The 12,637-nt window shown below is 32.2% G+C and carries 7 protein-coding genes and 1 pseudogene; 6 read left to right on the forward strand and 2 right to left on the reverse strand.

What is annotated here, in order from left to right; all coding sequences use genetic code 11:
• Positions 1–28 precede the first annotated feature (28 nt).
• The 6 genes and pseudogenes from UH7x_RS16210 (at position 29) to UH7x_RS16235 (ending at position 8,451) form a co-directional block, all read left to right on the forward strand.
• Positions 29–733 carry a DUF6088 family protein gene (locus tag UH7x_RS16210; RefSeq protein ID WP_482363619.1) on the forward strand — a complete coding sequence of 235 codons (705 nt, stop codon included), beginning with the start codon at positions 29–31 and terminating at the stop codon, positions 731–733.
• Complete coding sequence (locus UH7x_RS16215) at positions 730–1,707, forward strand: nucleotidyl transferase AbiEii/AbiGii toxin family protein (RefSeq protein ID WP_482360970.1); 978 nt, start codon at positions 730–732, stop codon at positions 1,705–1,707. Before UH7x_RS16210 ends, UH7x_RS16215 begins: the two co-directional genes overlap by 4 nt.
• A complete protein-coding gene (locus UH7x_RS16220; protein WP_482360971.1) occupies positions 1,694–1,888 on the forward strand; it encodes a hypothetical protein in 195 nt (64 codons plus the stop codon). Before UH7x_RS16215 ends, UH7x_RS16220 begins: the two co-directional genes overlap by 14 nt.
• Positions 1,889–1,897: 9 nt before the next feature.
• Positions 1,898–3,466: pseudogene (locus tag UH7x_RS16225) on the forward strand (type I restriction-modification system subunit M); the annotation flags it as partial.
• A gap of 625 nt (positions 3,467–4,091) precedes the next feature.
• Complete coding sequence (locus UH7x_RS16230) at positions 4,092–5,357, forward strand: AAA family ATPase (protein ID WP_482360972.1); 1,266 nt, start codon at positions 4,092–4,094, stop codon at positions 5,355–5,357.
• Positions 5,344–8,451 (forward strand): type I restriction endonuclease subunit R, encoded by a 3,108-nt coding sequence (locus UH7x_RS16235; RefSeq protein ID WP_482360973.1) that lies wholly within the window; start codon positions 5,344–5,346, stop codon positions 8,449–8,451. The genes UH7x_RS16230 and UH7x_RS16235 overlap by 14 nt, the downstream gene beginning before the upstream one ends.
• Before the next feature lie 397 nt (positions 8,452–8,848).
• Here UH7x_RS16235 and UH7x_RS16240 read toward each other — a convergent pair whose 3' ends face one another.
• Together UH7x_RS16240 and UH7x_RS16245 are read right to left on the reverse strand one after the other, a co-directional pair.
• Positions 8,849–9,973 (reverse strand): hypothetical protein, encoded by a 1,125-nt coding sequence (locus UH7x_RS16240; protein WP_482360974.1) that lies wholly within the window; start codon positions 9,971–9,973, stop codon positions 8,849–8,851.
• 60 nt (positions 9,974–10,033) lie between these two features.
• Complete coding sequence (locus UH7x_RS16245; protein ID WP_482360975.1) at positions 10,034–12,637, reverse strand: tetratricopeptide repeat protein; 2,604 nt, start codon at positions 12,635–12,637, stop codon at positions 10,034–10,036.

A 12,637-nucleotide genomic window follows, 5' to 3' on the forward strand; every position in this document is an offset into this window, starting at 1 on the left:
GAAAACCTCTGATTACATCGAAGATAAGATAAATAAGCTATCTAAGAGCTATGTATTCACCTATGTTGATTTTTTGACATCGGTGAATAAGCGCGAAGCTATTATAAAGCATTTGAATAGAATGGCGCAATCTGGTAAAATCAGTAAGCTCTCTAAAGGAAAATATTACAAACCACAAGAAAGTGTATTTGGTAGTCTATTACCGGAGCAATACCAAATAGTAAAAGACCTATTAGAAGAAGAAGGCAGAAAGCGTATCGGTTATATTACAGGCTACAGTATTTATAATAATCTAGGCTTTACCACACAGGTTAGTAATACCATCCAGATAGGTAAACAACAAACACGTCCAAAATTAAAAAGAGGGCGTTATAATATTTCTTTTGTAAAACAAAAGAATACTATTAATATTGAAAATATACCCTTGCTACAATTGCTTGATGTAATTCGATTTATAAAGAAAATACCTGATACTACTGTAGATGATAGTTGTACACGCCTACTCACATTGTTAAAGGAGCTGCAACCAGAACAAAGGACACAAATTATAAAACTAGCCTTCAAGTATGGTCCAGGGGTAAGGGCGCTGTTAGGAGCGTTACTATCTTCTTTAAAAGTTAAAGAGGAGATATTACTTAAAGACCTTTTCGAATCATTAAACCCTATTACCACTTATAAGATTCCTGTTTCTGAGAAGATACTACCAACCGCAAAAAAATGGTATATCATATGACGCTTCACGAAAACACAGCATTATTCAATGAAGCCATACGTGCCACAGCCGAACGTATGGAAATCTTAGATATCTACATCGAAAAGGATTATTGGGTGTGCTATGCCTTGCATCTTATTTATCATAGTAAATTCAAAGATGAAGTTGTTTTTAAGGGCGGTACAGCTTTGTCTAAATGTTTTGATGTTATAGAGCGCTTTTCAGAAGATATTGATTTGGTGCTTTTAACAAAAAAAGGAGAATCTGGAAACCAACTAAAGGAGAAACTTAGAAAAGTAACAAAGGCTGTAACAGATCCATTTATTGAAGAAGAAATAGAAGGTATCACCAATAAAAGGGGTATGATTCGAAAAATCGCTTATGCCTACCCCAAAACATTTAAAGGAAATTTTGGTCAAGTGCGCGAGCATATTATACTAGAGGTTTCTTGGTTAGGCCATTTTGAGCCTTATAGCGCCCAACAAATTTCAACGTATATCTATGATATGATGGTGAATGCTAACCAAAATGAATTAGCAAGAGAGCATCATATGCTACCCTTTGATATTAGTGTGTTAGATGTTCGAAGAACACTTTGCGAGAAGATCATGAGTCTTGTCCGGTTTTCGCATTCTGATGACCCCATAACCGATTTGAGGAACAAAATACGTCATATGTATGATATACATATGCTCTTAAAGCTAGATGAAGTAAATGAGTTTTTCAAAGGAACACCATTTGATGAAATGTTAGATAAGGTTGCGCAAGACGACGTGCATAGTTTTAAAACCAATAACGAATGGCTAGAGAAACACCCTCATGATGCTATACTTTTTAAAGACCCAGAGAAGGTCTGGCAGCAACTAAAAAACACGTATAAAATTGATTTTAAAAACTTAGTATATGGCAAATTGCCAGATGAAAAAGAGATTTTGAAAACACTTCAAAAAGTGTCAGACCGTATTAAATCTATAACCTGGAATGTCAAAGTATAACAACATGAAATTTTCTGTTTCTAAACCAGCAAACCAAAAAGGGTTTTTACTTAATATTGAAGCAAAAGAAATCGACTCAGATTTTACAGGAGATATGGAGGCTTTGTTAAGACCTGAAATAAAATATAATCAAGCTGCTGCTTTTGAGTGGCTCAAAAGTGAATTGATAAACAAGATATAAAAACAATAAATGACAAGCACAAACCAAAGAGCAGAATTACAATCCCAAATATGGAAAATAGCAAACGATGTGCGTGGTTCTGTAGATGGATGGGATTTTAAACACTTCGTTTTAGGGACATTATTCTATAGGTTTATAAGTGAAAATTTCACCGATTACATTGAAGCAGGTGACGACAGCATTAACTATGCAAGTTTACCAGATACTGTAGTAACGCCTGAAATAAAAGAAGATGCCATCAAGACTAAAGGCTATTTTATTTATCCTAGTCAGCTTTTTGTTAATGTAGTTAAGAATGCTAACGATAACGAAAACCTAAATACAGATTTAGCTGCCATATTTACAGCAATAGAAAGTTCTGCGAATGGATATCCTTCAGAGGAGGACATAAAAGGATTATTTGCCGATTTTGATACCACAAGTAATCGACTAGGTAATACTGTTGAAAACAAAAATAGTCGATTGGCAGATGTTTTAAAAGGTGTAGAAGGCTTAAAACTAGAGGGTGATTTCAAAGACAGTAAAATAGACTTTTTTGGTGATGCCTATGAATTTCTAATTCATAAATATGCAGCAAATGCGGGTAAGTCTGGTGGTGAATTTTTTACACCAACAAACGTTTCTCAATTGATTGCACAATTGGCAATGCACAAGCAAGATAAAATCAATAAAATTTACGACCCTGCTGCGGGCTCAGGTTCTTTACTATTGCAAGCAAAAAAGCACTTTGATAACCATATTATTGAAGAAGGTTTCTTTGGGCAAGAAATAAACCATACCACCTATAACTTGGCACGTATGAACATGTTTTTGCATAACATAAATTACGATAAGTTTCATATAGTGTTGGGTAATACATTAATGAACCCACAATTAGGAGATGAAAAACCGTTTGATGCTATAGTGTCCAATCCACCATATTCAATAAAATGGAAAGGTAGTGACGACCCAACGCTAATCAATGACGACCGTTTTGCACCTGCTGGTGTATTAGCACCAAAATCTAAAGCAGATTTTGCATTTATATTACATTCATTAAGTTATTTGTCTAGTAAAGGTAGAGCAGCTTTGGTTTGTTTTCCTGGTATTTTTTATCGGGGTGGTGCAGAACAAAAAATAAGAAAGTACTTAGTAGATAATAATTATGTAGAAACCATTATCAATTTAGCACCTAATCTATTTTACGGTACTACCATCGCAGTTACACTATTGGTATTATCTAAACATAAAACCGATACCAAAACCCAGTTTATAGATGCTAGTGGAGAAGACTTCTTTAATAAAGAAACCAATAACAATGTATTGACAGATTCTGATGATGAAAATAATCCTGGGCACATTCAAAAGATTATGCAGCTATTTGATAGCAAAGCAGAAGTTGCACATGTTACTACAACCATAGACAACAATAAAATAGCCGAAAAAAATTACAATCTTTCTGTCAATACTTATGTTAAACCAAAGAAAACGGAAAAAGACATTGATATTAATGAGCTAAATGAAAAGGTGTCAGATACTGTGAATAATATAAACAGGCTTCGTGAAAATATTGAGATATTAGTTAGAGATATTGATTCCAATAATAGTGAGAATTTTATAGAAAAATTAGTTGATGGTGTTGATTTTGAATGGATGCCACTTGGGGATGTTACTAATTACGAGCAGCCTGGTAATTATAGAGTAAGTTCAACTGATTATAGTGATAAATATAAGACCCCAGTTTTAACTGCAGGTAAAACTTTTATTCTAGGGTACACAGACGAAACTAATGGTATTTACAAAGGTTCCGAAAATCCAGTAATCATATTTGATGATTTTACTACTGCTAATAAATGGGTTGATTTTGATTTTAAAGTGAAATCATCGGCGATGAAAATGATAACTTCTAAAGATGATACGAAAATCTCTTTAAGGTATATTTACTTTTGGCTCAACACGCTACCAAGTGGTTTAGTAGAAGGTGACCATAAAAGACAGTGGATTAGTAAATATTGCGCAAAAAAAATCCCAATACCTTGCCCAAATAAACCTGAAAACTCAGTAAGGATCCAAAATGAAATAGTTGACGCCTTAAATAAATTTAAAGAGCTTTCAGCAGAGCTTTCAGCAGAGCTTTCAGCAGAGCTTTCAGCACGACAAATACAATATGAATATTATAGAAATAAACTGCTGACTTTCCCCAAAGACACTGTAGAATAAGCATATGGGTCAGTCATTAACAGAAATAGCTCAAGCACTAAAAGACAGTCTGAAAAAAGTTCAGTTAATCTACGCTTTTAATGGTACAGGTAAAACACGTTTATCTCGTAAATTTAGGTTATTAGTAGATCCAAAAGTTACAGAAGAGGAACAAGACGAACAAGAGGCATCAGGTGTTAAAGTAATGTATTACAATGCATTTACAGAAGACCTTTTTTATTGGGATAATGATTTAGATACCGATACAAATAGAAAGTTAATTATACGACCTAATAATTTTACTGGGTTCGCATTAGAATTTTTAAAAGAACAAGGACTAGATATTAATATTATTACCAATTTTCAGCATTATACTAACGATTCAATAACACCACTTTTTAATGAAGAATATACAGACCAAGATAAGGATGGTAATGATTTTGTTGTAAAAGCATATTCGGAGGTAACATTTTCAATTGCAAGCGGTGATGACCAAAGTCATCCAAATATTAAAATTTCTAAAGCAGAGGAAAGTAATTTTATTTGGTGTGTATTTTATAGTTTATTAGAAGCTGCAGTTGAAACATTAAATGAAACAGATATTACAAATCGTTCAACAGATAAATTTAATGATTTAGAATATATTTTTATAGATGACCCTGTTAGTTCACTTGATGATAATCATTTAATAGAGTTGGGAGTTTCAATTTCTAAATTAATTAAAAATAGCACTTCGAACCTTAAATTTATAATAACTACACACAACCCGTTATTTTATAATGTTATATCCAACGAACTAAACAATAATATTCTTAATCCCAATTTTGTTAGTAAAGAAGAAAGTCCGGGTATTCAAAAATGGATTTACAACGTAGATAAGCATTCTGCGAGATACATCTATACTAAATACGAAGATGGTAGTTATGATTTAAATCCATTGGGAAGAAAAACACCTTTTTCATATCACTTGCAATTGTTAAGAGAAATTCAAACAATTAAAAACATTCCCAATCAGTTAAAAAAATATCATCTTAATTTTTTGAGGAATATCTTGGAAAAAACAGCTACTTTTTTAGGATATACAAAATGGGAGGATTTGTTGCCAATAGTAAATGATGAGCCTGATCCTCATTTAAATCGTCTTTTGAATCTTTCAAGTCATTCTGCTCATGCAGGAGATGAAATAGGTGAGCTTCAAGAAAATGATAGGGTTAAGTTAATTGAGTTAGTAAATTATCTAGAAAACAATTATAAATTCTCAGAACTTATGCAACGAAATGAAACAATATAAAACCATAGCAGAATCAAACAATTTTATTGTTTTAGATAAATACAAAAAGTTTTCAGAACTTAATGAAGCACCTGCAACTTATCAAACCGAGGCAGATTTAGAAAAAGAACTCGTTCAAGATTTGGTAAATCAAGGGTATGAGTATGTAAAAAGCTTAACCACACCAACAGCAATGTTGGAGAATGTGCGTGTACAATTGCAACAATTGAATGATATGCAATTTACAGATAAGGAATGGGCGCGTTTTGTAGAAGAATACTTAGACAAACCAAGTGATAATTTAGTAGACAAAACAAGAAAGCTACACGATAATTTTATTTATGATTTTGTCTTTGATGATGGGCATATTCAAAATATTTATTTAGTAGATAAAAAAAACATCGTACGTAATAAAGTACAGGTTATTTCTCAGTTTGAGCAAAAAGGCACAAATACCAATCGTTACGATGTTACCATATTAGTAAACGGTTTGCCTTTAGTACAAATAGAATTAAAAAAACGTGGTGTAGCTATTCGTGAAGCATTTAATCAGGTACATCGCTATACCAAAGAAAGTTTTAATACTTCAAACTCACTTTTTAAATACTTGCAAATATTTGTAATATCTAATGGTACAGACAGTCGTTATTTTGCTAATACAGTAGAGCGTAATAAAAATAGTTTTGATTTTACCATGAATTGGGCAAAGGCTGATAATTCATTGATAAAAGATATAAAAGACTTTACAACTACATTTTTTGATAAGCGTACCCTTTTAAACGTATTGCTTACCTATTCTGTTTTTGATGTTAGTAATACACTATTAGTAATGCGACCATATCAAATTGCAGCTACAGAAAGAATGTTATGGAAAATAGAAAGTTCATATAACTCTAAAAATTGGGCTACAACAGAAAGTGGCGGTTTTATTTGGCATACAACAGGGTCTGGTAAAACATTAACAAGTTTTAAGGCAGCACGTTTAGCAACAAAACTTGATTTTATTGATAAAGTATTTTTTGTGGTAGATAGAAAAGATTTAGATTTTCAAACCATGAAAGAATATCAACGCTTTTCACCAGATAGTGTAAACGGTTCAGATAGTACAGCAGGATTAAAAAGAAATATAGATAAAGAGGATAATAAGATAATTGTTACAACCATTCAAAAACTTAACAATCTTATTAAAAGTGAGTATGACCTATCTATTTACCAAAAGCAAGTCGTATTTATTTTTGATGAAGCACACCGCTCGCAATTTGGTGAAGCACAAAAGAACCTAAAAAAGAAATTCAAAAAATACTATCAATTTGGTTTTACAGGAACACCTATTTTTCCAGAAAATGCTTTAGGTTCAGAAACTACAGCAAGTGTTTTTGGTAGAGAACTACATTCTTATGTTATTACCGATGCTATTAGAGATGAAAAAGTACTAAAGTTTAAAGTGGATTATAATGATGTTCGTCCAAAGTTTAAAGGCATTGAAACTGAGCAAGACTTAAAAAAGTTGTCAGCTGCTGAAAATAAAAAAGCTTTACTACATCCTGTTCGTATTAACGAAATCTCTCAATATGTTTTACAACATTTCAGACAAAAAACACACCGAACAAAAGGAAGCAATAGCGGTTTTAATGCCATGTTTGCGGTAAGTAGTGTTGATGCTGCAAAATGTTACTACGAGGCGTTAAATAAGTTTCAAATAGATAGTGATAAGCCTTTAAAAATAGCGACTATTTTTTCTTTTGCAGCCAATGAAGAACAGAGTGCAATTGGTGAAATTCCAGATGAAACTTTTGAGCCTACTGCAATGAACAGTAGCGCAAAGGAGTTTTTGTCTAAGGCTATTGATGATTATAATGCTGCCTTTAAGATGAATTATAGTATTGATAGCAAAGGCTTTCAAGACTATTATCGAGACCTTGCTAAACGTGTAAAAAGTAAAGAAGTTGATTTACTGATAGTGGTCGGTATGTTCTTAACTGGTTTTGATGCACCTACTTTAAACACCTTATTTGTAGATAAAAATCTACGTTATCATGGATTAATGCAAGCCTTTTCACGTACCAACCGTATTTATGATGCAACTAAGACATTTGGAAACATTGTAACCTTTAGAGATTTAGAAAAATCAACTATAGATGCGATTACACTTTTTGGTGACAGTAGTACTAAAAATGTAGTCCTAGAAAAAAGCTATAAAGAATATTTAGAAGGGTTTACAGATATTGCAACGGGTAAAGCTCGTAGAGGTTATGTAGAAGTGATAAATGAGTTAAATGAAAGATTCCCTAACCCTGATGAAATTGAAACCGAAAAGGATAAAAAAGCATTTGCTAAACTATTTGGTGAGTATTTACGTGTAGAAAACATACTTCAAAATTATGACGAGTTTGTTCATTTAAAAGAATTGCAAAGCATCGATAAAACTGATACAGTTGCAATAGAGGAGTTTAAAGAAGATAACTTTTTGACGGACGAAGATATTGCTAATATGCAAGGTATTGAAGTACCAGCGGAAAGAACAATTCAAGATTATCGCTCTACTTATAATGATATACGTGATTGGTTGAGGCGTGAGAAAAAAGGTAATGAAGCGGAAGAATCAGATATTGATTGGGATGATGTTGTTTTTGAAGTCGATTTATTAAAATCTCAAGAAATAAACTTAGACTATATTTTAGAATTAATTTTTGATAGTAATAAGAAAACCAAGAATAAAGCAGATTTAGTAGAAGAAATAAGACGTGTAATTCGTGCAAGTGTAGGCAATAGAGCAAAAGAAAGTTTAGTTGTAGATTTTATCAATGAAACAGATTTAGATGATATAAAAGAGAAAGCGACTATTATTGATGCTTTCTTTGGATATGCACAAGCTAAACAGAAAAAAGAAGCCTCAGAATTAATTACCGAAGAAAGTTTAAATGCAGAAGAAGCGAAGCGTTACATCACGTCATCATTAAAACGTGAATATGCTAGTGAAAACGGTACAGAATTAAATTCAATTTTACCTAAAATGAGTCCTTTAAATCCTCAGTACTTAACAAAAAAGCAAAGTGTTTTTCAGAAGATTTCCTCCTTTGTAGAAAAGTTTAAAGGTGTTGGAGGTCAAGTATGATTTAGTTAAAAAAAATTGCACTTAGATTCTGACCAGTTTTGTAGTGTACCGTCAGATAAACGTTAAGCAAAAACCAGTTAGGGGCGCAGCTACTTTGCTATTAATTAAGTCATTTGGGTTCAGGAAAATGTCGAACTCTTGACATAAAGCGGATTTTGTAAAGAGTTCTGTTTTTAAGAGCCCTATTTTGGAAACTTCTAAAACGATTTTATAATCGCGACCAGCATGCGAAATGTAAAGAATATTGAAAAAAAGGTCGCAAAAGGGCGTCCGATTTTTTTAGCTGTAAATAATAACGACTAAGTGGAATTCACCTTTAACATTACTTATTTAATGTGGAAATTGATATCATTGAATTAGAATATATTCCAAATCAACTAAAGGGGAATTAATATGATTAATTCGATAACAGAAAAACCCCATCCTCTAATACTTGTGCTGGTACCGAAATATCTTTTTTAAGCGTAATTTTTTTTTTCATTTCCATAATACCGGATGATAAATCGATTTGTATGATTACTTGAGATAAGGTTTCATTATGATAAAAAAGAGCGGAAATAAGTGAAGCATCATCATTCATATAAATAACCTCTGGATTCGATATTTCGAATACCAAATCGTCAGGGATGATTTCAGACTTTTCAAAGTATATCGAAAAATTATCTCTAGTAACGAGCTTAAAAGGACCATCTTCTGTGTAGGTAGAATTAATGCAGAGCGTAAAATAATCCATCAAAAAGCGCTTATAGGACAATCGTGTTGGTGGGTTTTTTGAAAAATGTTCATACAATTCATTTTTACTATTTAGAATGAATGATCCATTTTTTGTCCTCATCATATAGAATACTCTGGTAGGGCCATTTTGTTTAAGCATTTGGACCTCATAGAGAGTAGCATCGTACCATAAAAGCACATTTTTACTAACGCTAATATTTTGCATTAACTTGCTACTGATATGGTAATTATTAATGCTATCTGTAAAATTTGCTATAAAGGATAAATCTGTTGTATCTGCTTTTTTCCAGCCATTTTTTAAGGGTCTAATTTTAGATAAATTACTTTTATCATCAGCTTGATATGACCAATCAATAAATTTTGGGGCACATCTGTTTTCTTTTTCATAATCAGCGGTATTTGAGAAATACTGCTGATTCTTGATTAGTGCGTCGTTATAAGCAATTCCTAGATTTTCCTCAGCATCATCAAGGCTTTTATGCGTATGTACTTCTATTGTGCTTAAAAGAAGATCATGCTTTTCGAATTGGGGTGAATTTCTAAAGGCTTCTTCAATTAATTTCTTCATGTAATTGTCATACCCGTCTTTCCATTTCTCAATCTCAAAAACTTCTGTAAACAATTCTTTTGGACACTCCTTGTTTAGAATTTTAGACTCTGATGTGGAAATATAAACCCATAATTTATCTGTTTTTGTTTGTGATAAATCGGAATAGCTTAAGAAGGGTAATAAAAAGGTAAGAGGGAGTGCATATTTTAGTACTGCGTATTTTACACCAAATATCATTTGAAACTTATGTTTTTTTCATGTTGTTAATTATCTAATACTCTGCTCGTTTTATGATAATTAGTCTTTTAAAAGCTTCTTTACTTTTTCAAAATCTTTGTGCGTGATTCCACTTTTTTCAAGGGCCTCAATATCTTCTAGAAATGTTGTTGCATAGGTGGCATTAACATAAGGTTTGTCTTTCATTTTTTGATAAATGGGTAGAGCCATATCATACTTATCTTGTAAAACATAAGCTAATACCAAATTGGTGTTTATCCACTCTTCATTCAGTGATAGTTCAAGTCCTTTTTTAGCGGAATTCTCGGCCAAAACAAATTCTTTATTGAATAAAGCAAACCAAGCCAAACTGCCATAATTTTGACTTATTAAAACAATGGCTTCTATGTTGTCTGGGTCTCTTTTGGAATAAGCAAGTAACTTGTTAACAATTTCCTTTTGTATACTAACTTTTTTGTTGGGGTTGTGTTCGGATTCTATTTGTTTACTTAGAATAGATATCTCATGTTTAAGTTTAGTAAATTTAACTGAGTTTTCGTTTATATTGGCAAGAAAAGTTTCTAAAGTTGAAATATTTTTGTTGAAGATTACTTTAGTTGCATTCGCATTATCATAAAATTTTAGAGTATTTTTTGCTTCATTAACCAATTCTATTGCTTCATTTTTAGTTTTAGAATTAAAAGTCAATTGTAACTGTGAGGTTTTGTTATATGCATAACTCAAATAAGTTCTTACTAATTTAAAATTAAATTTTCTAGGGTTATCTTTAGCGAGTTTTTTATAAAGTTTTAAGGCTTCTAGGTAATTGCCTTCGGCCTTCGAAAATTCATTTTTGACTTGTTGTATATGGGCTAAACCAAATAAAGTTGAAGCTACAACGGACGAATAGACACTTGGCTTTTCTTTGGCAAGTTCTTTTCCTATCGATAAGGCTTCTTGATAGCTTTCTTCTGCTTTCGCAAATTCAATTGTAGCCGTTTGTAAAATTGCTAAGTTGTTCAAAGTCTGAGCAATTTGAGGAAAATAAACTTTTGAGTTTTCTTGAGCAAGTTCTCTAAATATCATTAATGATTCTTTGTAGTTGCTCAGTGCCTGTGAAAAATCCTTCTTTCCCTGCTGTAAAAGAGCCAAATTATTCAAAGTCTGTGCTATATGGGACAAATAAATTCTTGAGTTGTTTTTGGCAAGTTTTCTATATATCTCCAAGGCGTTTCGGTAGTTGTCTTCGGCCTTCGAAATTTCATTTTCATTTTTTTGTATGCTTCCCATATTGTTCAAAACTGTTGCTACCTTTGGCAAATATGTTTCTTCATTTTCTTTGGCAAACACTCTAAATATTTTTAAAACTTCTTCGAAATTAGTAAGTGCCATTGAAAATTCATTGTTGCCCAACTGTAAAACGGCTAAATTGTTCAAAGTTATGGCTACATCTGGCAAATAAATACTTGGGTTTTCCTTAGCAAGTTCACGTTTAATTTCAATGGCTTCTTGGTAGTTGTCTACTGCTAGTGAAAATTCATTTTTAACTTGTTGTAAACTTCCTAAACCGTCCAACGTTGTAGCTACATTTGGCAGATAGATTCTTGGGGTTTGCTTGGCAAGTTCTCTAAATATTTTTAGTGCGTCTTGATAATTGTCTAATGCCTTAGAAAATTCATTGTTGTTTGAATATAACATAGCCAAATTGTACAAAATACTTGGATAGGTGAAATCTTTGGTGTTATATCCTTCCTTTTTATATACCCCTAATATTTCTTGATAGTTATGCTCTGCTTGCATAAAATAATTTTGTTTTTGGCATAATAACCCTGCTATATGAAGATTAGATATTAATGACCTCGGGTTGTACCTTTTACGTCTTAAAATAAGGCTAATAGTGTCGTATTTCTGAATGGCTCGTTCAAATTTAAACTGTGTTTCTAGATTTTTTGCATCCAATTCTATCTCGGCTATTCTAGATTCTATGCCATTTTCATATTTTAGTATTTCAAGATATGCTTTTTTTGTGCTTAAGAACTTTCGGGCTTCCTCTATGTCCATGCCATTATCTATCGCCTCTAAATATTCATTTGTTCTTCCGTTTTGATCGGGTCTATTAATACTCGCATAAGCAAGGGCTTCCTTATAAATTTGCAAACTATCGTTTACTATTTTTTGATATTCCTTCAATTGCGCTACCTTTTTTGCATAAAAAGCACTTGTGTCTTTCCCTTTTTGTTTTAGTTCAGCGGTTTGATTTTTTAGTTTTTGTAATTGCTTTTCTGAGGATGTTTTTAATATTTTATAATATCTTTTAGCTGCTTCATCTCTAAAACCTTTAGGGCATACAATTATTTTTAAAGAATCTAATGTAGGGTCTGTTGGTATGGAGAAAGATTTTAATCGTTCGTCATTGACCAATTCAATTTTGCTTATTTTTCCATTCTTTTCTATTTCAGCGCCTATTTTAGGATATACTGTTGTACCTGCTTTTAAATTTGGAAAATCTAGAATGTAACTCCCATTTCTTGAAGTTGCTCCGCTACTCCCTTTTGCCATTATTTCGACACCATTGGCAGCTTTGTTACCGCTATTAAGATATACTACCTCTCCCATGATTCTACTTTGAGAATAAATAGAAAACGAATACAATAAAACGATGATAGTTACTATTGATTTTAGCAT

The sequence above is a fragment of the Aurantibacter sp. UH7 genome (assembly GCF_056839165.1).

Coding starts and splice junctions, on each gene's coding strand:
- UH7x_RS16215 (WP_482360970.1), top strand. CDS start 730: ATGACGCTTCACGAAAACACAGCATTATTCAATGAAGCCATACGTGCC.
- UH7x_RS16235 (WP_482360973.1), top strand. CDS start 5,344: ATGAAACAATATAAAACCATAGCAGAATCAAACAATTTTATTGTTTTA.
- UH7x_RS16240 (WP_482360974.1), bottom strand. CDS start 9,973: ATGATATTTGGTGTAAAATACGCAGTACTAAAATATGCACTCCCTCTT.
- UH7x_RS16220 (WP_482360971.1), top strand. CDS start 1,694: ATGTCAAAGTATAACAACATGAAATTTTCTGTTTCTAAACCAGCAAAC.
- UH7x_RS16245 (WP_482360975.1), bottom strand. CDS start 12,637: ATGCTAAAATCAATAGTAACTATCATCGTTTTATTGTATTCGTTTTCT.
- UH7x_RS16230 (WP_482360972.1), top strand. CDS start 4,092: ATGGGTCAGTCATTAACAGAAATAGCTCAAGCACTAAAAGACAGTCTG.